Source organism: Streptococcus sp. HMSC061D10 (assembly GCF_001808865.1).
In the GTDB taxonomy this organism is placed as follows: Bacteria; Bacillota; Bacilli; order Lactobacillales; family Streptococcaceae; genus Streptococcus.
In genome coordinates this window covers 232,538-253,482 of record NZ_KV795020.1, presented here as the reverse complement: position 1 = coordinate 253,482, position 20,945 = coordinate 232,538, and the positions used below count along the sequence as shown (strand labels likewise).

The window sequence follows — 20,945 nt, the reverse complement described above, 5'->3', positions numbered from 1 at the left end:
GTTGAAAAAACTGGTTCTTTTGTGTTAAATGACATGGCGTTCAAAGGCATCATCAGAGATTCCTTGTTGGAGAATCAATTTAGCCCATTCCTTAGCTGAAAATAGGCTGTGGTCCTTGTAGTTCCCGCAAGATTCAATGGTAGTTCCTGGGACATCTTCCCAAGTTGTTGTTTCTGCGATTTCCTTTAGCGAATCCTTGATGACAGCAGCGATTTCTGCGCTAGTATGACGTCCCCACATAATCATATGGAAACCTGTACGACAACCAAATGGTGAACAATCAATCATACCGTCAATGCGAGTACGAATGAGTTTAGCCAAGAGGTGTTCAATCGTATGAAGTCCAGCAGTAGGGATAGAGTCCTCATTTGGTTGAACCAAGCGGATATCAAAATTAGAAATGATATCTCCCTTAGGACCTGTTTCTTCTCCGATTAAACGGACATAAGGGGCTTTTACAATCGTATGGTCAAGTTCAAAACTTTCAACAATAACTTCTTTTGACATGGTATTTCCTTTCAATTTTCTCTTTTCATTATATCATAAAGATTTGCTTGAAAACTGCTAATCAAGAGATTTTTCAAATATGAATGCCATAAAAGAGTCTGACTGTAAAAAATAATTTTAAAATGGCAATTGTTTTCAATTCAATTGGAAAAATTCTGAAAATTGTATTGACACTTGGCTGAAAAGGGACTATAATGTATAAAAAGTCAAAAAGGAGTTTATTATGAAATTTTCAAAAGTAATGGCCCTAGCAGGAGTGACTCTGTTAGCATCAGGTGTTTTGGTAGCTTGTTCAGGCTCAGGCTCTAGTGCAAAAGGTGAGAAAACTTTTTCTTATGTTTATGAAACAGATCCAGACAGCCTCAACTATCTGACAACTGGTAAGGCTGCGGTTGCTAATATCACAAGTAATGTCGTTGATGGTTTGATGGAGAATGACCGCTACGGTAACTTCGTGCCATCTTTGGCAGAAGATTGGTCAGTTTCTAAAGACGGGTTGACTTACACTTACACAATCCGTAAAGATGCTAAATGGTACACTTCTGAAGGCGAAGAGTATGCACCAGTTAAAGCGCAAGACTTTGTAACAGGTCTTAAGTATGCGGCTGACAATAAGTCAGAAGCCCTTTATCTTGTTCAAGAATCTATTAAAGGTTTGGATGCTTATGTAAAAGGTGAAGTTAAAGATTTCTCAGAAGTTGGAATTAAGGCTGTAGATGATCAAACAGTTCAATACACTTTGAACAAACCAGAAAGCTTCTGGAACTCTAAGACAACCATGGGAATTCTTGCACCAGTCAATGAAGAATTCCTTACTTCTAAAGGAAGTGACTTTGCTAAAGCAACAGATCCAAGCAGTATTCTTTACAACGGTCCTTTCTTGTTGAAATCATTGGTAGCAAAATCTTCAGTAGAATTTGAAAAGAATCCAAACTACTGGGATAAGGACAATGTTCATATTGATAAAGTAAAACTTTCATTCTGGGATGGTCAAGACAATAACAAACTTGCAGAAACCTTTAAAGATGGTGGTTTCTCAATGGCTCGTCTCTTCCCAACAAGTGGAAGCTACTCTGAACTTGAAAAAGAGTTTAAAGATAATATCGTTTATACACCACAAGATTCTTCAACCTTCTTAGTTGGTACAAATATTGACCGTCAGTCTTACAAATATACTTCTAAGACTACAGACGAGCAAAAGACTTCAACTAAGAAAGCTCTTCTTAACAAAGACTTCCGTCAAGCCATCGCCTTTGGTTTTGATAGAACAGCCTATGCTTCTCAAGTTAATGGAGCAAGCGGAGCAACAAAACTCCTTCGTAACTTGTTCGTACCACCAACATTTGTTCAAGCAGATGGTAAAAACTTTGGTGAATTAGTTAAAGAAAAATTGGTAACCTATGGTGATGAGTGGAAAGATGTCAATCTAGATGACGCTCAAGATGGTCTTTACAATCCTGAAAAAGCGAAAGCAGAATTTGCTAAGGCTAAGACGGCTCTCCAAGCAGAAGGTGTTCAATTCCCAATCCACTTGGATATGCCTGTTGACCAAACGAATACTACAAAAGTTCAACGTGTTCAATCATTGAAACAATCGCTTGAAGCAACATTAGGAACTGACAATGTCGTTATTGATATCCAACAACTTCAAAAAGATGAAGTCCTCAATGTTACTTACTTTGCTGAAACAGCTGCTGGTGAAGATTGGGACCTTTCAGATAACGTTGGATGGTCTCCAGACTACATCGACCCATCTACATACCTTGATATCATCAAACCATCAGTAGGTGAAAATACTAAGACTTACCTAGGATTTGATTCAGGTACCAATAACGCTGCTGCCAAACAAGTTGGTTTAGAAGATTACGAAAAGATGGTTGTTGAAGCTGGAAATGAAGACACAGATATTTCAAAACGCTATGATAAATATGCAGCTGCTCAAGCTTGGTTGACAGATAGCGCTTTGATTATTCCAACAACTTCTCAAACTGGACGTCCAATGTTGTCTAAGATGGTGCCATTCACACTTCCATTTGCTTACTCAGGTAACAAGGGAACAAGTGAAGCACTCTTGTACAAATACCTTGAACTTCAAGATAAGCCAGTAACTGCTGATGAATATCAAAAAGCTCAAGATAAATGGAAGAAAGAAAAAGAAGAATCTAATAAAAAAGCGCAAGAAGACCTTGCAAATCATGTTAAATAATAAAAAAGAGGCCGGACAAAAAGTCTGGCCTTTTGATACCCTTCCTGAGACTTTAGTTTAGCATGTTGATTATTGGTTTAATCCCTGCATTGAAGTAGTAGATTAGACTTTCTAAGTCACGCCCCCGTTCATAGATAATTTACGTAAACATAAGGTATCTTTTATCTATAATAATAAACAGTTTTCCCGACTATTTATCATGTGTTTGGTATAAGATTGCGATTGAGATATTTAACCTGTTCAGTTGTTTCTCTACATATTTTTAAAAAGTTTGATAGAAACTATATAGAAAAAACTGAGGTGTTATTCTCAGTTTTTTCTATATTTTATTGCTGTCTTCGTGGATTTTGTTGGGGTTGATTTTGTTGTTGAGAATTTGCAGATGAGTTTGGTTGCGTTGCATTTGGATTAGTAGTACCATTCGTATTTTCGTTTGAAGAGCTTTCACTTTCAGTTGTTGAAGTTGAACTTGAGCTAGAGCTCTCTGTTGTCGAACTTGCTTGAGTTGATTGTGGAATCCAGTTGCTACGTGCCCCATTCTTGAAGACGTAATCACCGCTTCTATAAAGTCCTTCTGGCATTGTCCAGTCACCAGGGTGATCATTTTCAGCGAGATATTCCATCATTGAACGATAGATGCTACCAGCAACTCTAAATCCGTCACCAACAATTGGTGTCAATCGATTGGAGTAACCAGTCCATACTGCCATTGAGTATTTACGTGTATAGCCAACAAACATTTCATCAGGAGCGACATACTGATCGGTTTTGATATGATTCTCAATTTCAGCATCAGTATAGTTTGATGTACCAGTTTTACCCGCTTGAGGTAACCAAGAAATGTAAGCACCAGTACCGTTTCCATAATATAGTACTGTTTTCATCATCTCGGTCATCATATAAGCTGTTGTTTCTTTCATAGCACGAGTACCAGGGTCGGAGAATTCCTTAGAACTTCCGTCACTGAATACTACTTTGTTGATGTACATTGGCTTATAATAAGTACCACCATTCGCAAATGCGGCATAAGCTGCAGCCATTTTTTCACTACTTGCACCGTACTGTTTACCTGATTCGGTCGTATTACTTGAAATTGCATTTGCGTATACCATAGTTGGATAATCAATGCCTAATCCATTTAGGAAACCTTTTGCTTTATCGAGTCCAACTCTATCGAGAGTTTCTACTGCTGGTACGTTACGAGATTGTTGGATAGCAGTTTGAAGAGTGATGTTACCATAATAGCCACGATCCCAGTTGTAGACTGGAGTGCTAGTACCTGGGAAGTTATATGGTACATCCTTAAGCATATAAGCAGTTGAGTCATAGATATCGTACTCAAGTGCAGGTGCATAGTCCGTAATTGGTTTCATAGTTGAACCCCAGTCACGGTTTGTTTCCACTGCTTGGTTAGTACCAAAGGATACATTGCTAGCTTGGTGACGAGATCCGAGTTGGGCAATAACTTTACCATTTGATACATCAACGATAGTAGAAGCTGCTTGGATATCATCATCAGGATAGTTTACGTATTGATCAGTGTTATAGACGTCCCAAAGGTGTTTTTGTACCTCTTGGTCGACGTTTGTATAGACTTCCATACCTGTTGTTAATAGATTATAACCTGTCTCTTGTTCTACTTGATCAATAACCTCTTTAAGATAGTTATCCATGTATTGTGGATAGCTATTAAGAGATTTTAGACTTTGAAGTCCATCTGTGATTGGAGTATTGATGGCTGTTTCATATTGTTCAGCTGTAAGGTATCCTTGCCTTTGCATTTCTGACAAAACGAGGTTTCGTCTTTCAAGGGCAGCTTCAGGATGAGAATAAGGATCGTATTGGTTTGGAGCCTGTGGCATACCTGCTAAGAGTGCTAGCTGTGGAATGGACAAATCTTTGAGATCCTTACCATAGTAGTTCTCTGCAGCAGTCTGCATGCCATAGTTACCATTTGACATGTAGACCTTATTGACGTAATAGGTCAATATTTCTTGTTTAGTTGCAGTTCGCTCTAGCTGGATAGCTAACCAAGCCTCTTGAATTTTACGGGATAGGGTTTGATCAGCTGTTGATGTTGAGAAGTAGGTCAATTTTATCAACTGCTGAGTCAAAGTCGATCCACCTTGAAGACCACTATTGCTTCGAAGGTTACGAAGGAAAGCTCCTGCTATACGAATGCTATCAATTCCTCTATGGTTAAAGAAACGGTGATCCTCGATAGAGACAATCGCATTGACAAGATCAGTAGGAATGTCACTACTTTGAGCATTGACACGACGTTCAGCACCTAAATCTGCGATTAGTTCATTTTTGCTATCATAAATTTTACTTGATGTAGTTGCAACAAGTTTGCTCTCGGAAAGTTCAGGAGCCTTGTTTGCATAGTAAAGAAAGACACCACCACCAAGCAGGAAAGATGCGATAAATAAGCTAATCACACCAATGCCGAGGTATTTAGCGATGCGTAAGATAGTTTGTTTGTTCATATTGTTTTACCACCTAGTAAATGTTGTTTGACTGTATCAAGGTAAGGAATTTGTGGAAAAGCAGACTGCTCAATCACATAACCGAATTCTTTGATATAGTCAAGCGGCATTGACTTTTTTCCCATATCCTGATGATAAAAACGGATGAGGTCAAGTGCCGGCAATAAATACGTTTCTTGATAAGAAGAAAAATGAAGAAGGACAAAGCAAATTCCTTTTTGTTCAAGGACTTGTTCCATATGCCGAATCTGATGAGGATGGAAGTTCTTCATTGGAATCGCATGTTTTTGCTTGGTTTCCTTGGCTTCGAAATCGATGTAAAACCCTTCATAAACTCCAGAATAATCGGTAGTCGATGCTTGTCTAAAATAAGCTTCAACAATCTTAGCACGACTACGCTGAGGATAGTCTACTCGGACAATCTGAACAGGAGTTGGTTTCTTATGGATAACAGCTAAACCGTGTGTCAGATAATAATCGTTTGTAGCATTGATCATCTTCTCAAAGGTCATCCCACGATTTGCGAAATTTTTAGTTTGTGAGGTGACTTGTTGTTTTTTTTTCGATGAAAGTTTATGAGGATAGTTGACCATAATTCTCCTTATTGGTACAATAACATCACTCTATTATACCATAAAAGTGAACAGAAAGGGTGAAAAAATGCATACAGCCTTGGTTTTAGGCTATTCTAGCTTTGATTTAGGATTGTTTAATGACAAAGATATTCGTTTAAAAATTATTAAAAAAGCCATTCGTAGAGATTTGGAAAAAATGGCTGACGAAGGGTTGAAATGGTTGGTGTTTACGGGAACTCTGGGATTTGAATACTGGGTTTTAGAGGTTGCCAGAGATATGAAAGATGACTTTGGTTTCCAACTTGCGACTATCTTTGATTTTGAGACTCATGGGGAAAACTGGAATGAGGGGAATCGGGTTAAACTTAGTGAATTTAAACAAGTTGATTTTGTTAAATACGCCTATCCGAACTATGAACATAAGGGTCAATTACGAGATTATCAACTTTTCTTACTTGAAAATACAGATGGAGCCTATCTTTTTTATGATGAAGAAAATGAAACAAAACTGAAGTATTTTTACGAACTGATGAAAAAGAAAGACAACTATATTACAAAAAGATTAACATTTGAGGAATTAAACGAAGTAGCTGAAAATTTTTCCGAAAATTGAGCCTTTGACCTTGCTTTTTGTTTGCCTTTTTTTATATAATAATACTAGCAACTGAGAATGGAGAGAGACATGGCAAGTATTATTTTTACAGCAAAAGATATTTTTGAGCAGGATTTTGGAAGAGAAGTACGTGGATATAGTAAAGCAGAGGTTGATGAATTCTTGGATGACGTCATCAAGGATTATGAAACTTATGCAGCATTAGTAAAGTCACTCCGTTTAGAAATTGCAGAGTTGAAAGAGGAATTGGCGAAAAAACCTCAAGTGACTCCAGTAGCTTCTGAACCAGCAGAGCTTGGAAGTACAACTTCTATGACAAACTTTGATATTTTGAAACGTTTGAATCGTCTTGAAAAAGAAGTATTTGGCAAACAAATCATGGATAATTCTGATTTCTAAGAATACTTCTGTTGTGCAATTTTTGGATAATCGCGTGAAGAGAGTTTCTTTTCATGAGGAAAGTCCATGCTAGCACAGGCTGTGATGCCTGTAGTGTTTGTGCTAGGCGAAACCATAAGCCTAGGGACGAGAAATCGTTACGGCAGTTGAAATGGCTAAGTCTTAGGATATGTCAGAGTAGACTTGAAAGTGCCACAGTGACGGAGTCTCTCTGGAAACAGAGAGAGTGGAACGCGGTAAACCCCTCAAGCTAGCAACCCAAATTTTGGTCGGGGCATGGAGTGCGCGGAAACGAACGTAGTACTCTGACTGCTAGCAGCTAGAGCTGCTAGTGGTAGACAGATGATTATCGAAGGAAGTGGTCCTAGTCACTTCTGGAACAAAACATGGCTTATAGAAAATTGCATATAGGTTGGGGCTGAGATATATTCTCAACCTCATTTTTTAAAGTGAATAAAGAAAGGTCTATAAAAGACTGAAATGAAAACAACATTTAATTTAATTGCGACTGCTGCGGCGGGTTTGGAAGCTGTAGTTGGACGTGAAGTAAGAGATTTGGGTTATGATTGTCAAGTTGAAAATGGGCGAGTTCGTTTTCAAGGTGATGTTAAAGCGATTATCCAAACGAACCTGTGGCTAAGAGCTGCGGATAGAATCAAAATTGTTGTGGGAACTTTTCCTGCAAAAACATTTGAAGAGCTCTTCCAAGGTGTTTTTGCTCAAGATTGGGAGAACTATCTCCCACTGGGAGCCCGTTTCCCAATTGCCAAGGCTAAGTGTGTCAAGTCAAAATTACACAATGAGCCAAGTGTGCAGGCAATTTCTAAGAAGGCAGTTGTTAAGAAACTACAAAAACACTATGCACGACCAGAAGGTGTTCCCCTGATGGAGAATGGCCCTGAGTTCAAGATTGAAGTTTCCATTTTGAAAGATGTAGCGACTGTTATGATTGATACGACCGGATCAAGTCTCTTTAAACGTGGTTACCGTACTGAAAAAGGTGGAGCTCCGATCAAAGAAAATATGGCAGCTGCGATTTTGCAACTGTCAAACTGGTACCCTGATAAGCCTTTGATTGATCCAACCTGTGGTTCGGGAACCTTCTGTATTGAGGCGGCTATGATTGCACGTAAGATGGCACCAGGTTTGCGTCGTTCATTTGCCTTTGAAGAGTGGAACTGGGTTAGTGACCGCTTGATTCAAGAAGTCAGAACTGAGGCAAGCAAGCAGATAAATCGAGAGATTGAACTGGATATTATGGGTTGTGATATCGATGGTCGTATGGTGGAAATTGCCAAAGCCAATGCCCAGGCAGCAGGAGTATCTGGAGATATTCTCTTTAAACAGATGCGCGTACAGGATTTGCGTACGGATAAGATTAATGGAGTCATTATCTCTAATCCACCATATGGTGAACGTCTGTCAGATGATGCAGGAGTAACTAAACTTTATGCTGAAATGGGTGAGGTTTTTGAGTCGCTCAAAACTTGGAGTAAGTTTATTCTGACAAGTGATGAAGCCTTTGAAAGTAAATATGGTAGTCAGGCAGATAAAAAACGAAAACTCTATAATGGTACTTTGAAAGTTGATTTGTATCAATATTTTGGTCAACGTGTCAAAAGAAATTTGACAGATTAGAAAGGAGCTACCATGGATCAGAAGGATAAAAAAGAAGAAATGTTAGAACCGGAGAAAACATCTCAGGAACCTCAGTTTGACTTTGAGGAAGCTAAGGATCTAACAGTTGGACAGGTTATTCGAAAAAATGAAGAAATCGAAGCAGGTGTAACTCCTGATGATACGATTTTGGACAAATACATTAAACAACACCGTGAAGAAATCGAAGCTGATAAATTTACAAACATTCAGGCGAAGAAAGAGGAACTGCAAAGTCTAGATGATTTGATCCAAGAAGCTAAAGAAACGATTGAAGAAGAGGTGGAACCAGTAGAAGAAGTCTCTGAATCAGAAAAGTTTGCTGAAGAAGAGGGAGTAGCAACTGAAGAAGTTCTCCTTTCGCCATTAGAAGAAACTTTAGTTATGGACAAAAATCTTGTAGAGGAAGTATTTGAACCAGAACAGGTAGAAAATGAGGAAACTTCACAAGAAGAACCCCAAATTCTAGCTCGCTCTCTTCAAGAAGAGGATGAGCCACGACGCAAAAAACTGTGGGTCATCTTGTCAGCTCTTTTAGCCATTGTTGTCTTGATTATTGGGGGTAGCTACTACGTTTATCGTCAAATTACGCGTTCTTCTCAAGAAATTCAGTCTCAGTCATCTGATGCAGGTTTAGTAAGCAATCAAGCAATACTCGATCAATTTAACAGTCTCTATGACACTTTTTATACTGATGAGAATAGAACTGCCCTAAAAAATAGTCAGTTTAGTCAATTGAATCAGCTCAAAGAACTTTTAGATAAACTTGAGGGAGCTAGAGAGCATACTCTTGCTAAATCAAAATACGATAGTCTTGAAACACAAATCAAGGCAGTACAAGATGTTAATGCTCAATTTGAAACGCCAGCTATTACAGATGGTGTTCTAGATACGAATGCCAAAGTAAAAGCAGATGCTAAATTTACCGAAGTTAAGACTGGGAATACTGAAATTGATAAACTGCTAGATAAGGCTATTAGTCTCGGTAAGAGTCAACTTTCAAGTTCTACAAGCTCAAGCAGTAGTCAGTCAAGTTCATCAAGCCAAACAGAGTCAAGCTCAGCAACTGAAAGCAATGCTAGCAGTTCTGCTAATGCATCAACTTCAGCGGGTGAAACAGCCTCAGCAAATAATATTCTAAATAGTGGACTAGCAAGCAATGGTGTGAACCTACAAAGAAGTGTCAGTCGAGTACCGTACAATCAAGCTGCTGTTAGTGATAGTAGTAATCCTGCTTGGACTTTTGCAGATGGTGTCCTTGAACGCATTCTTGAGACTTCGCGTGCGCGTGGCTACATTACAGGTAGCCAATACATTTTAGAACCTGTGAATATTGTTAATGGTAATGGCTACTATAATCTTTATAAACCAGATGGTACCTATCTCTTTACCCTTAATTGTAAGACAGGTTACTTTGTAGGGAATGGTTCTGGACATGCGGATGATTTAGACTACTAGTCAAATTGTTACAAAATTCTTTCTTTTCACAGATAAACATGATAAAATAAAACATATTAAACAAGAGGAGTGTCACATGACAAAAGCTAACTTTGGTGTTGTTGGTATGGCCGTAATGGGTCGTAACCTTGCCCTTAATATTGAATCCCGTGGTTATACAGTTGCGATTTATAACCGTAGTAAAGAAAAAACTGAAGATGTGATTGCTTGTCACCCTGATAAAAAATTCGTGCCAAGCTACGATATCGAAAGCTTCGTAAATTCAATTGAAAAACCACGTCGTATCATGCTTATGGTTCAAGCAGGACCTGGTACAGATGCGACAATTCAAGCCCTTCTTCCACACTTGGATAAAGGTGATATCTTGATCGATGGAGGGAATACTTTCTATAAAGATACTATTCGTCGTAATGAAGAATTGGCGAACTCAGGTATCAACTTTATCGGTACAGGTGTTTCTGGTGGTGAAAAAGGTGCCCTTGAAGGTCCTTCTATCATGCCTGGGGGACAAAAAGAAGCTTATGACTTGGTAGCAGATGTTCTTGAAGAAATCTCTGCAAAAGCTCCAGAAGATGGAAAACCATGTGTAACATACATCGGTCCTGATGGAGCAGGTCACTACGTGAAAATGGTCCACAATGGGATTGAGTACGGTGACATGCAATTGATCGCAGAAAGCTACGATCTTATGCAACACTTGCTTGGTCTCTCTGCAGAAGACATGGCTGAAATCTTTACTGAGTGGAACAAGGGTGAATTGGACAGCTACTTGATTGAAATCACAGCTGATATTTTGGGCCGTAAAGATGACGAAGGTCAAGACGGACCAATCGTAGACTATATCTTGGATGCTGCAGGAAACAAAGGAACTGGTAAATGGACTAGCCAATCAGCTCTTGACCTTGGTGTGCCATTGTCACTCATTACTGAGTCAGTATTTGCCCGTTACATCTCAACTTACAAAGAAGAACGTGTACATGCTAGCAAGGTTCTTCCAAAACCAGCTGCTTTCAAATTTGAAGGCGACAAGGCTGAGTTGATTGAAAAAATCCGTCAAGCCCTTTACTTCTCAAAAATCATCTCTTACGCACAAGGTTTTGCGCAATTGCGTGTAGCTTCTAAAGAAAATAATTGGAACTTGCCATTTGCAGATATCGCTTCTATCTGGCGTGATGGATGTATCATCCGTTCTCGTTTCTTGCAAAAGATTACAGATGCTTACAACCGTGATGCAGATCTTGCTAACCTTCTTTTGGATGAGTACTTCTTGGACGTAACTGCTAAGTACCAACAATCAGTTCGTGATATCGTAGCTCTTGCTGTCCAAGCTGGTGTACCAGTACCAACCTTCTCAGCAGCTATCACTTACTTTGACAGCTACCGTTCAGCTGATCTTCCAGCGAACTTGATCCAAGCACAACGTGACTACTTTGGTGCCCACACTTACCAACGTAAGGATAAAGAAGGAACCTTCCACTACTCTTGGTATGACGAAAAATAAGTAGGTCAGCCATGGGGAAACGGATTTTATTACTTGAGAAAGAAAGAAATCTAGCTCATTTTTTAAGTCTGGAACTCCAAAAAGAGCAATACCGAGTTGATCAGGTAGAAGAGGGACAAAAAGCCCTCTCCATGGCTCTTCAGACAGACTATGACTTGATTTTACTGAATGCTCATCTAGGGGATATGACAGCCCAGGATTTTGCAGATAAGTTGAGTCGAACCAAGCCAGCTGCGGTGATCATGGTCTTGGACCATCGAGAAGAATTGCAAGACCAACTTGAAACAATCCAGCGTTTCGCTGTTTCATACATCTATAAACCAATCATTATCGATGATTTGGTCAGTCGTATTTCAGCTATCTTCCGAGGTCGAGATTTCATCGACCAACACTGTAGTCAGATGAAAGTTCCGACAGCTTATCGCAATCTGCGTATGGATGTAGAACATCATACCGTCTATCGTGGCGAGGAGATGATTGCTCTGACACGTCGTGAATATGACCTCTTAGCTACCCTTATGGGAAGTAAGAAGGTTTTGACTCGTGAACAATTGCTGGAAAGTGTTTGGAAGTATGAAAGTGCGACCGAAACCAATATAGTGGACGTTTATATCCGTTATCTACGTAGTAAACTTGACGTCAAAGGTCAAAAGAGCTACATTAAAACCGTGCGTGGTGTTGGTTACACCATGCAAGAATAGAAAAGCAGTTGCAGTTTTGTAACTGCTTTTTTTGAGTCGTTGAAATGTTGACATATGATTTGATTTTTGCTACAATCATTTTGGAGGAAACAAGAATGAAATTTTTGAAAAAAATGATGCAAGTTGGACTAGCAGTATTTTTCTTAAGTCTGTTAGCAACAAGTACAGTATTTGCGGATGATTCGGATTCTGAAGGCTGGAAATTTGTTCAAGAAAATGGTAGAACCTACTACAAGAAGGGGGAACTCAAAGAAACCTACTGGCGAGTGATTGATGGTAAGTACTATTATTTTGACTATAATGGTGAAATGGTTATTGGATGGCAGTATATTCCCATGCCAGATAAAGGTAGTACAATTGGTCCTTACCCAAATGGTATCAGATTAGAATATATGCCAATGTCAAAATGGTATTACTTTAACCAAGATGGCGTACTACAAGAATTTGTTGGCTGGCAACAATTAGAGTTAAAAGATTCCTTAACCGTTGGGAAAAAACATGGTGAAGGCTGGGAAGGTCCAGAAGTTCTTAAATTAGCATACTACTACTTTGATCAAGATCATTCTTTAAAGACAGGTTGGCTTTATGATCAATCTAACTGGTATTACCTAGCAAAAACAGGAAATTCTGGGAATAAGAATCTTGGTGGTGAGAAAAGTTCTGGTTGGATTCAAGATGCTTCCACTTGGTACTATTTAGATCCAACAACTGGCATTATGCAAACTGGTTGGCAGTATCTTGGTAACAAGTGGTACTATCTCCGTTCATCAGGTGCTATGGCGACAGGCTGGTATCTAGATGGTTCAACTTGGTATTACCTAGATGCTCAAAATGGTGACATGAAAACAGGCTGGATTTATGTCGATAATACTTGGTATTACCTCCGTTCGTCAGGAGCTATGGTGACAGGTTGGTTCCAAGCTAATGGTAAATGGTACTATGCTTATAGTTCAGGTGCCCTAGCTGTAAATACCACAGTAGGTGGCTACCAGGTCAACTATAATGGCGAGTGGGTACAGTAATGAAAACAAGCGATTGTGAAAGGAAACAATCGCTTTTTTTGTGAAAATATAATAAAATAGAAAGGAATAAAGTTCTAAAATTTTATCTAGAAACAGATGATTTTCATCTGATAGTAGGATTAAATGACAAAAGAAGTTGGTGTCGGTCAGGCACATAGTAAAATTATTTTAATAGGAGAGCATGCAGTGGTTTATGGCTACCCAGCCATCTCTTTACCTCTTTTAGAGGTAGAGGTGACTTGTCGGGTGGTTCCAGCAGATACACCATGGCGTCTTTTTGAAGAGGATACCTTGTCCATGGCAGTTTATGCTTCTCTCGAGTATTTAAATATCCAGGATGCTTGCATCCGTTGTCAAATTGACTCGGCTATTCCTGAAAAACGTGGGATGGGTTCTTCAGCAGCTATCAGTATTGCGGCCATTCGAGCGGTATTTGATTATTACCAAGCAGAACTTCCACATGATGTGTTAGAAATTTTGGTCAATCGGGCGGAGATGATTGCCCATATGAATCCTAGTGGTTTAGATGCTAAAACTTGCCTAAGTGACCAGCCTATTCGTTTTATCAAGAATGTTGGTTTTGAAGAATTAACCATGGATTTGTCAGCTTATCTGGTCATTGCAGATACTGGAGTTTATGGACATACTCGTGAAGCTATCCAAGTCGTACAGAGCAAGGGCAAGGATGCCTTACCTTTCTTGCATGCACTAGGAGAGTTGACCCAGCAAGCAGAAGAAGCAATAAAAACAAAAGATGCCGTGAAGCTGGGAGAAATTCTAACCAAAGCCCATGGAAATCTAAAGGAAATTGGAGTTGGTAGCCCGGAGGCGGATGCCTTGGTTGAAACTGCTCTTGAACATGGAGCCCTAGGAGCCAAGATGAGTGGTGGTGGTCTAGGAGGCTGTATTATCGCCCTGGTTGCTAATGTAAGCCAAGCGCAAGAACTAGCAGAAAGATTAGAAGAGAAAGGAGCTGTTCAGACATGGATCGAAAGCCTGTAACAGTACGTTCCTATGCCAATATTGCTATTATCAAATATTGGGGTAAGAAAGCAGAAAAAGAGATGGTTCCTGCGACTAGCAGTATCTCTCTAACCTTAGAAAATATGTATACGGAGACGACACTTTCTCCTTTACCAGCAGATGCAAGCTCGGATGCCTTTTATATCAATGACCAGTTGCAAAACGAATTTGAGCATGCCAAGATGAGTAAAATCATTGACCGCTACCGTCCTGAAGGAGCAGGTTTTGTTCGTATCGATACTAAGAACAATATGCCAACAGCAGCAGGTCTTTCTTCAAGTTCCAGTGGCTTATCTGCCTTGGTCAAAGCCTGCAACGCCTATTTCCAACTTGGGCTGAATCGCAGAGAATTGGCCTTGGAAGCTAAGTTTGCATCGGGTTCTTCATCTCGTAGTTTTTATGGCCCTTTGGCAGCCTGGGACAAGGATAGTGGAGAAATTTATCCAGTTGAAACGGACTTGAAACTAGCTATGATTATGTTGGTCTTGGAAGACCAGAAAAAACCAATTTCCAGTCGAGATGGCATGAAGCTCTGTGTCGAAACTTCTACGACTTTTGATGAGTGGATTCGTCAATCTGAACAAGATTACAAGGATATGTTAGTCCATCTCAAGGAGAATGACTTTAAGAAAGTTGGTGAATTGACAGAGAAGAACGCCTTGGCTATGCATGCTACGACAAAAACTGCAACTCCATCTTTCTCTTATCTGACAGATGCTAGTTATGAGGCTATGGATTTCGTCCGTCAGCTTAGAGAACAAGGAGAAGCTTGCTACTTTACTATGGATGCGGGGCCTAATGTCAAGGTTCTTTGTCTAGAAGAGGACTTAGAACACCTATCAGAACTCTTAGGTCAACGCTATCGCTTGATTGTATCAAAGACAAAGGATTTGAGCCAAGATGACGCTTGTTAGGACTTGTGGAAAGCTCTATTGGGCTGGTGAATATGCTATTTTAGAGCCGGGGCAGTTAGCCTTACTGAAGGCCATTCCCATCTATATGACTGCTGAAATTAATGCATCTGATGTTTATAGACTCTACTCAGATATGTTTACCTATAGTGTAGACATGCGACCAGATTCTTCCTATGCTTTGATTCAAGAAACAGTTGCCTTGGTGGAGGAGTATCTAACTGCCCAAGGAGTTGTACTGCAGCCTTTTTCTTTAGACATTCGTGGGAAAATGGAGCATGAGGGCAAGAAGTTTGGACTGGGTTCTAGTGGTAGCGTCATTGTCCTGGTCATCAAGGCCATGCTTGCTTTCTATGACAGACCGGCTGAAAGAGAACTCTTGTTTAAACTGGCTAGTGCAGTTCTTCTCAAACGTGGAGATAATGGTTCCATGGGGGACATTGCCTGTATCGTTTCAGAAGATTTAGTACTCTATCAGTCGTTTAATAGAGAAACAGTTGCACAATGGCTAGAAAAAGAAGACTTGCAGGCTGTATTAGACCGTGATTGGGGCTTTTCTATTAGGAGTGTTGAACCAGCGTTGAAATTTGATTTTCTGGTTGGTTGGACCAAGGAAGTAGCTGTATCTAGTCACATGGTCAAGCAAATCAAGAATAATATGAACGCTAACTTTTTGCAGGCTTCAAAAGAAATTGTAGCTAACTTGGTGAATGCTTTGCAGGTAGGTCAAGAAGAAACCGTTATTGACTTGCTAGAACAAGCTAGCCAACTCTTAGAAGGCTTGAGTTCAGATATTTACACACCTTCGCTCAGACAATTAAAAGATGCCAGTAGAGACTTAAAAGCCGTCGCTAAAAGTAGTGGTGCTGGTGGTGGAGACTGTGGGATTGCACTTAGCTTTGACCAAGATTCGACCACATTACTGAAAAAACGCTGGGCTGATTTAGGAATTGAGCTCTTGTATCAAGAAAGGATGGGACATGACGACAAATCGGAAGGATGAACACATCCGCTATGCCCTTGAACAAAACAGTACTTATAATAGTTTTGATGAAGTGGAGTTGATCCACTCCTCGCTACCCTTATACGACATAGATGAGATTGATCTTTCGACAGAATTTGCAGGGCGGAAATGGGACTTTCCTTTTTATATCAATGCCATGACAGGTGGAAGTGACAAGGGGAGAGAAATCAATCAAAAATTGGCCCAGGTGGCCGAGACCTGTGGAATTTTATTTGTGACGGGTTCTTACAGTGCGGCACTCAAGGATCCATCAGATGATTCTTTTGCCGTGAAGTCAAATCGTCCTGACCTACTTCTTGGAACCAATATTGGCTTGGATAAGCCTGTTGAACTAGGTCTGCAAACGGTCAAGGAGATGAATCCTCTACTCTTGCAAGTTCATGTTAATGTCATGCAGGAATTACTTATGCCAGAAGGTGAACGTCAATTTAGATTGTGGCAAAATAATCTGAAAGATTATGCTGATCAAATCACGGTTCCCCTTATTTTAAAAGAAGTCGGCTTTGGCATGGATGTGAAGACTATTGTTAAGGCTTATGAGATGGGAATAGGAACCGTTGATTTGTCTGGTCGTGGGGGGACTAGCTTTGCTTATATTGAAAATCGTCGTAGTGGTCAACGTGACTACCTCAATGATTGGGGCCAATCAACTATGCAAGCACTTCTGAATGCCCAAGACTGGAGAGATAAGATGGAGCTTTTGGTGAGTGGAGGAGTGCGCAATCCACTAGACATCATCAAATGCCTGGTCTTTGGAGCCAAGGCAGTTGGTCTATCACGCACTATGTTAGAGCTGGTTGAAAATTATTCTGTTGATGTCGTTATTTCCATTGTTGAAAGCTGGAAGGAAGACCTACGCTTGATTATGTGTGCCCTTAATTGTGCAAGGATTAAGGATTTGCAGCAGGTCGACTATCTCTTATATGGAAAATTAAAAGAAGCAAAAGATCAAATGTAAGGAAAGAGATCGGGATTTTGGTCCCGGTCTCTTTATCATTCCTCAGACTGATGTGACTTTTTGGTTTTGTGATACAATAAAATAGAGAGGACGGATACATGCGAAAATTTCAAATTTTTCTATTTATTGAAGCTTGTTTATTAACAGGAGCTCTGATTATGATGGTATCAGAGCATTTTTCCCGTTTTCTGCTGATCTTGCTCTTGTTTTTACTGCTGATTCGATACTACACTGGAAGACAGGGAAATAACCTCATATTAGTGGCAGTGAGCATCCTATTTTTCTTTATCATCATGCTCAATCCCTTTGTCATTATGGCTATCTTCGTGGCCTTGATATATAGCCTGTTCTTACTTTATCCTATGATGAACCAGGAAAGAGAAGATACCAATCTGATTTTTGAAGAAGTAGTGACAGTAAAGAGAGAGAAAAATCGCTGGTTTGGAAATCTCCACCACTTCTCAAGCTACCAGACTTGTCGCTTTGATGATATCAATCTTTTTCGTCTCATGGGGAAAGATACCATTCATCTAGAACGTGTGATTTTGAGCAATCATGATAATGTCATTATCTTGAGAAAACTAGTCGGTACGACTAGAATTATTGTACCAGTGGATGTGGAAGTCAGTCTTAGTGTTAATTCTCTGTACGGAGATTTAACCTTCTTTGACCAGCCTAAGCGTGCATTGCGCAATGAACAATTTCATCAAGAAACGAGAGACTATCTCAAGAGTCCTAAGAGTGTTAAGATTTTCTTAACAACCATGGTTGGAGATGTTGAGGTGGTGAGAGGATGAAAAAACAATCCTATATTTTAATTGGACTCACCTCTTTTCTCTTTGTCGCTTTTTTGTTTCGAAGTATTTTTAAGGTCTTGGATTTGGAATGGACTTCTCTTTTCCAAGATATAGAGAAAACAGAAAAAATCCTATTTCTGGCTTTGATGTTTAGCCTTGCACTAGCCTGTTTGTTAGTCCTATTTTGGACAATGGTTGATGAGATTTCACGTAGAAGAATCCAAGCAAATCTTAAAAATCTGCTGACTGGTAAAGAGATTAAAAGTCTTGGGGATGCCGACTTAGACGCAAGTTTTAAAAATTTATCAGGCAAGCTTGGTTTGTTGACAGAAGCCATTCAAAAAGCCGATAACCAGGTATTGCTCAAAGAAGAAGTGATTATTGAAAAGGAGCGCAAGCGAATAGCACGCGACTTGCATGATACAGTTAGTCAGGAAATTTTTGCGGCCCATATGATCTTATCAGGACTCAGTCAACAAGCTTCCAGATTAGACAAAGAGAAGATGCAGACACAACTCCAGAGTGTGACGGCTATTTTGGAGACAGCTCAGAGAGATTTGCGTATTCTACTCTTGCATTTACGACCGATCGAACTGGAACAAAAGAGTCTGGTTGAGGGGATTCAGTTGCTCCTCAAAGAATTGGAAGAAAAAAGTGAACTCAAAGTCAGCTTTAAATATCAGGTAGACCAACTGCCTAAAAAGATTGAGGAACATATCTTCCGTATTGTCCAAGAATTGATTAGTAATACTCTCCGTCATGCTCAGGCTTCTTGTCTAGATGTTTATCTTTATCAAACGGAAACTGAATTACAGTTGAAGGTTGTAGACAATGGTCGCGGTTTTCAGTTAGATGAAGTTGATGAACTAAGCTATGGACTAAGGAATATCAAAGAACGAGTGGAAGATATGGCAGGGAGCATACAACTATTAACAGCACCCAAGCAGGGTTTGGCAGTGGATATTCGCATACCCTTGATTGATTGACGAACAAAAGGAAATAAAATGAAACTATTATTAGTAGATGACCACCAAATGGTGCGTCTTGGTTTAAAAAGTTATTTTGAATTACAAGATGATGTAGAGGTTGTTGGAGAGGCAACTAATGGAGCCGAAGGGATTTCCATGGCTTTGGCTCTTCGCCCAGATGTGATTGTGATGGATATTGTCATGCCTGAAATGAATGGAATTGACGCAACTCTAGCTATTCTCAAAGAATGGCCGGAGGCTAAAATCTTGATTATATCTTCTTATCTAGACAATGAAAAAATTATGCCAGTCTTGAATGCTGGGGCTAAAGGTTATATGCTCAAGACATCAAGTGCTGATGAATTGTTCCATGCTGTTCAAAAGGTAGCGGCTGGAGAGCTAGCCATTGAACAAGAGGTGAGTAAGAAAGTAGAATACCACCGCAATCATATGGAACTTCACGAAGAATTAACTGCCCGTGAACGAGATGTCCTTCAACTGATTGCAAAGGGATATGAAAATCAGCGTATTGCTGATGAATTGTTTATCTCACTCAAGACGGTTAAAACCCATGTTTCCAATATTCTTGCCAAACTTCAGGTCAGTGATCGTACCCAGGCTGCTGTTTATGCTTTTCAACATCATCTGGTGGGTTCTGATGAATTTTAGGGGACATAGGATGTAACTGAAGCATGGACGAAAAGCGTATCCATTACTTGAAAAAGTTCGCTACTATGTGGTATAATGGACTGTATTAAAAATTTTAAGGAGAAATGACAGAATGTCTGTATCATTTGAAAACAAAGAAACAAACCGTGGTGTCTTGACTTTCACTATCTCTCAAGACCAAATCAAACCAGAATTGGACCGTGTATTTAACTCAGTAAAGAAATCTCTTAATGTTCCAGGTTTCCGTAAAGGTCACCTTCCACGCCCTATCTTCGACAAAAAATTTGGTGAAGAGTCACTTTACCAAGACGTTATGAACGCTCTTTTGCCAAATGCTTATGAAGCAGCTGTGAAAGAAGCTGGCCTTGAAGTGGTTGCTCAACCAAAAATTGACGTAACTTCAATGGAAAAAGGTCAAGATTGGGTTATCACTGCTGAAGTTGTTACAAAACCTGAAGTTAAATTGGGTGACTACAAAAACCTTGAAGTATCAGTAGATGTAGAAAAAGAAGTAACTGACGCTGACGTTGAAGAACGTATCGAACGTGAACGCAACAACTTGGCTGAATTGGTTATCAAAGAAGGTGCTGCTGAAAACGGAGACACTGTTGTAATCGACTTTGTTGGTTCTATCGACGGTGTTGAATTTGACGGCGGAAAAGGTGAAAACTTCTCACTTGGCCTTGGTTCAGGTCAATTCATCCCTGGGTTCGAAGACCAATTGGTAGGTCACTCAGCTGGTGAAACTGTAGACGTTATCGTAACATTCCCAGAAGACTACCAAGCAGAAGACCTTGCAGGTAAAGAAGCTAAATTCGTGACAACTATCCACGAAGTAAAAGCTAAAGAAGTTCCAGCTCTTGACGATGAACTTGCAAAAGATATCGACGAAGAAGTTGAAACACTTGCTGAATTGAAAGAAAAATACCGCAACGAATTGGCTGCAGCTAAAGAAGAAGCTTACAAAGATGCCGTTGAAGGTGCAGCAATTGATAAAGCTGTAGAAAACGCTGAAATCGTAGAACTTCCAGAAGAAATGATCCACGAAGAAGTTCACCGTTCAGTAAACGAATTCCTTGGAAACTTGCAACGTCAAGGTATCAACCCTGACATGTACTTCCAAATCACTGGAACTACTCAAGAAGACCTTCACAAACAATACGAAGCAGAAGCTGAGTCACGTACGAAGACTAACCTTGTTATTGAAGCAGTTGCGAAAGCTGAAGGATTTGATGCTACTGATGAAGAAATCCAAAAAGAAATCGAACAATTGGCAGCAGATTACAACATGGAAGTTGCACAAGTACAAAGCTTGCTTTCAGCTGAAATGTTGAAACACGATATCGCAGTGAAGAAAGCTGTTGAATTGATCACAAGCACTGCAACAGTAAAATAATCTTTACAAGATAAAAGGCTGGGACAAAAGTCCTAGCCTTTTAATTGTCTTTGGATTGTCGAGCAAGACGCA

The 20,945-nt window shown here is 39.8% G+C and carries 19 protein-coding genes and 1 other RNA gene; 17 read left to right on the top strand and 3 right to left on the bottom strand.

Going from position 1 to position 20,945, the window contains the following annotated elements:
• Positions 1-24: 24 nt before the first annotated feature.
• Positions 25-507, bottom strand: coding sequence for an S-ribosylhomocysteine lyase (locus HMPREF2728_RS07855; protein ID WP_006151868.1), 483 nt, complete (start codon positions 505-507; stop codon positions 25-27).
• 223 nt (positions 508-730) lie between these two features.
• Here HMPREF2728_RS07855 and HMPREF2728_RS07850 point away from each other — a divergent pair, with 223 nt between their 5' ends.
• The gene (locus tag HMPREF2728_RS07850; protein ID WP_075227576.1) at positions 731-2,713 is read left to right on the top strand and encodes a peptide ABC transporter substrate-binding protein; all 1,983 of its coding nucleotides are present in this window, start codon (positions 731-733) and stop codon (positions 2,711-2,713) included.
• A gap of 326 nt (positions 2,714-3,039) precedes the next feature.
• Here the strand turns inward: HMPREF2728_RS07850 and pbp1a are convergent, their stop codons facing one another.
• Both pbp1a and recU read right to left on the bottom strand, forming a co-directional pair.
• On the bottom strand, positions 3,040-5,202 hold the full coding sequence (pbp1a, locus tag HMPREF2728_RS07845; protein ID WP_075227575.1) for a penicillin-binding protein PBP1A: 2,163 nt from the start codon (positions 5,200-5,202) through the stop codon (positions 3,040-3,042).
• The gene (gene recU, locus HMPREF2728_RS07840) at positions 5,199-5,795 is read right to left on the bottom strand and encodes a Holliday junction resolvase RecU (protein ID WP_000248769.1); all 597 of its coding nucleotides are present in this window, start codon (positions 5,793-5,795) and stop codon (positions 5,199-5,201) included. Before recU ends, pbp1a begins: the two co-directional genes overlap by 4 nt.
• A 67-nt stretch (positions 5,796-5,862) precedes the next feature.
• On the opposite strand from recU, the gene HMPREF2728_RS07835 reads away from it, so the two are divergent.
• The 16 genes from HMPREF2728_RS07835 to tig all read left to right on the top strand — a co-directional run bounded on the left by HMPREF2728_RS07835 (position 5,863) and on the right by tig (position 20,873).
• Positions 5,863-6,390 (top strand): SLOG family protein, encoded by a 528-nt coding sequence (locus HMPREF2728_RS07835; protein ID WP_049510169.1) that lies wholly within the window; start codon positions 5,863-5,865, stop codon positions 6,388-6,390.
• Between the two features lie 69 nt (positions 6,391-6,459).
• Positions 6,460-6,789, top strand: a complete 330-nt coding sequence (gpsB, locus tag HMPREF2728_RS07830) for a cell division regulator GpsB (RefSeq protein WP_000146538.1) — start codon at positions 6,460-6,462, stop codon at positions 6,787-6,789.
• Positions 6,790-6,807: 18 nt separating this feature from the next.
• An RNA gene (rnpB, locus tag HMPREF2728_RS07825) (RNase P RNA component class B) lies at positions 6,808-7,188 on the top strand.
• A gap of 81 nt (positions 7,189-7,269) precedes the next feature.
• Entirely contained in the window at positions 7,270-8,427 is a 1,158-nt protein-coding gene (locus HMPREF2728_RS07820) for a THUMP domain-containing class I SAM-dependent RNA methyltransferase (RefSeq protein WP_075227574.1), read from the top strand.
• Positions 8,428-8,439: 12 nt separating this feature from the next.
• On the top strand, positions 8,440-9,903 hold the full coding sequence (locus HMPREF2728_RS07815; RefSeq protein ID WP_075227573.1) for a cell division site-positioning protein MapZ: 1,464 nt from the start codon (positions 8,440-8,442) through the stop codon (positions 9,901-9,903).
• A gap of 76 nt (positions 9,904-9,979) precedes the next feature.
• Positions 9,980-11,404: an NADP-dependent phosphogluconate dehydrogenase gene (gndA, locus tag HMPREF2728_RS07810; protein ID WP_075227572.1), complete on the top strand. Its 1,425-nt coding sequence runs from the start codon at positions 9,980-9,982 to the stop codon at positions 11,402-11,404.
• 11 nt (positions 11,405-11,415) lie between these two features.
• On the top strand, positions 11,416-12,105 hold the full coding sequence (locus tag HMPREF2728_RS07805; RefSeq protein WP_049510160.1) for a response regulator transcription factor: 690 nt from the start codon (positions 11,416-11,418) through the stop codon (positions 12,103-12,105).
• Positions 12,106-12,200: 95 nt separating this feature from the next.
• Complete coding sequence (locus HMPREF2728_RS07800) at positions 12,201-13,127, top strand: PspC-like choline-binding domain-containing protein (protein ID WP_075227651.1); 927 nt, start codon at positions 12,201-12,203, stop codon at positions 13,125-13,127.
• Positions 13,128-13,250: 123 nt separating this feature from the next.
• Entirely contained in the window at positions 13,251-14,129 is an 879-nt protein-coding gene (mvk, locus tag HMPREF2728_RS07795; protein ID WP_070460070.1) for a mevalonate kinase, read from the top strand.
• Positions 14,111-15,064 carry a diphosphomevalonate decarboxylase gene (mvaD, locus tag HMPREF2728_RS07790; RefSeq protein ID WP_070460067.1) on the top strand — a complete coding sequence of 318 codons (954 nt, stop codon included), beginning with the start codon at positions 14,111-14,113 and terminating at the stop codon, positions 15,062-15,064. The genes mvk and mvaD overlap by 19 nt, the downstream gene beginning before the upstream one ends.
• Positions 15,051-16,064, top strand: a complete 1,014-nt coding sequence (locus HMPREF2728_RS07785; RefSeq protein ID WP_070460064.1) for a phosphomevalonate kinase — start codon at positions 15,051-15,053, stop codon at positions 16,062-16,064. The genes mvaD and HMPREF2728_RS07785 overlap by 14 nt, the downstream gene beginning before the upstream one ends.
• Positions 16,042-17,043 carry a type 2 isopentenyl-diphosphate Delta-isomerase gene (gene fni / locus HMPREF2728_RS07780; protein ID WP_075227571.1) on the top strand — a complete coding sequence of 334 codons (1,002 nt, stop codon included), beginning with the start codon at positions 16,042-16,044 and terminating at the stop codon, positions 17,041-17,043. The genes HMPREF2728_RS07785 and fni overlap by 23 nt, the downstream gene beginning before the upstream one ends.
• A 98-nt stretch (positions 17,044-17,141) precedes the next feature.
• Positions 17,142-17,840, top strand: coding sequence for a cell wall-active antibiotics response protein LiaF (gene liaF, locus HMPREF2728_RS07775; protein ID WP_075227570.1), 699 nt, complete (start codon positions 17,142-17,144; stop codon positions 17,838-17,840).
• Positions 17,837-18,826 carry an envelope stress sensor histidine kinase LiaS gene (locus HMPREF2728_RS07770; protein ID WP_075227569.1) on the top strand — a complete coding sequence of 330 codons (990 nt, stop codon included), beginning with the start codon at positions 17,837-17,839 and terminating at the stop codon, positions 18,824-18,826. The genes liaF and HMPREF2728_RS07770 overlap by 4 nt, the downstream gene beginning before the upstream one ends.
• Before the next feature lie 18 nt (positions 18,827-18,844).
• Positions 18,845-19,477 carry a response regulator transcription factor gene (locus HMPREF2728_RS07765; RefSeq protein ID WP_075227568.1) on the top strand — a complete coding sequence of 211 codons (633 nt, stop codon included), beginning with the start codon at positions 18,845-18,847 and terminating at the stop codon, positions 19,475-19,477.
• Positions 19,478-19,589: 112 nt separating this feature from the next.
• Entirely contained in the window at positions 19,590-20,873 is a 1,284-nt protein-coding gene (gene tig / locus HMPREF2728_RS07760) for a trigger factor (RefSeq protein WP_075227567.1), read from the top strand.
• The last annotated feature ends 72 nt before the right edge of the window (positions 20,874-20,945 follow it).

Coding starts and splice junctions, on each gene's coding strand:
- HMPREF2728_RS07855 (WP_006151868.1), bottom strand. CDS start 507: ATGTCAAAAGAAGTTATTGTTGAAAGTTTTGAACTTGACCATACGATT.
- HMPREF2728_RS07850 (WP_075227576.1), top strand. CDS start 731: ATGAAATTTTCAAAAGTAATGGCCCTAGCAGGAGTGACTCTGTTAGCA.
- pbp1a (WP_075227575.1), bottom strand. CDS start 5,202: ATGAACAAACAAACTATCTTACGCATCGCTAAATACCTCGGCATTGGT.
- recU (WP_000248769.1), bottom strand. CDS start 5,795: ATGGTCAACTATCCTCATAAACTTTCATCGAAAAAAAAACAACAAGTC.
- HMPREF2728_RS07835 (WP_049510169.1), top strand. CDS start 5,863: ATGCATACAGCCTTGGTTTTAGGCTATTCTAGCTTTGATTTAGGATTG.
- gpsB (WP_000146538.1), top strand. CDS start 6,460: ATGGCAAGTATTATTTTTACAGCAAAAGATATTTTTGAGCAGGATTTT.
- HMPREF2728_RS07820 (WP_075227574.1), top strand. CDS start 7,270: ATGAAAACAACATTTAATTTAATTGCGACTGCTGCGGCGGGTTTGGAA.
- HMPREF2728_RS07815 (WP_075227573.1), top strand. CDS start 8,440: ATGGATCAGAAGGATAAAAAAGAAGAAATGTTAGAACCGGAGAAAACA.
- gndA (WP_075227572.1), top strand. CDS start 9,980: ATGACAAAAGCTAACTTTGGTGTTGTTGGTATGGCCGTAATGGGTCGT.
- HMPREF2728_RS07805 (WP_049510160.1), top strand. CDS start 11,416: ATGGGGAAACGGATTTTATTACTTGAGAAAGAAAGAAATCTAGCTCAT.
- HMPREF2728_RS07800 (WP_075227651.1), top strand. CDS start 12,201: ATGAAATTTTTGAAAAAAATGATGCAAGTTGGACTAGCAGTATTTTTC.
- mvk (WP_070460070.1), top strand. CDS start 13,251: ATGACAAAAGAAGTTGGTGTCGGTCAGGCACATAGTAAAATTATTTTA.
- mvaD (WP_070460067.1), top strand. CDS start 14,111: ATGGATCGAAAGCCTGTAACAGTACGTTCCTATGCCAATATTGCTATT.
- HMPREF2728_RS07785 (WP_070460064.1), top strand. CDS start 15,051: ATGACGCTTGTTAGGACTTGTGGAAAGCTCTATTGGGCTGGTGAATAT.
- fni (WP_075227571.1), top strand. CDS start 16,042: ATGACGACAAATCGGAAGGATGAACACATCCGCTATGCCCTTGAACAA.
- liaF (WP_075227570.1), top strand. CDS start 17,142: ATGCGAAAATTTCAAATTTTTCTATTTATTGAAGCTTGTTTATTAACA.
- HMPREF2728_RS07770 (WP_075227569.1), top strand. CDS start 17,837: ATGAAAAAACAATCCTATATTTTAATTGGACTCACCTCTTTTCTCTTT.
- HMPREF2728_RS07765 (WP_075227568.1), top strand. CDS start 18,845: ATGAAACTATTATTAGTAGATGACCACCAAATGGTGCGTCTTGGTTTA.
- tig (WP_075227567.1), top strand. CDS start 19,590: ATGTCTGTATCATTTGAAAACAAAGAAACAAACCGTGGTGTCTTGACT.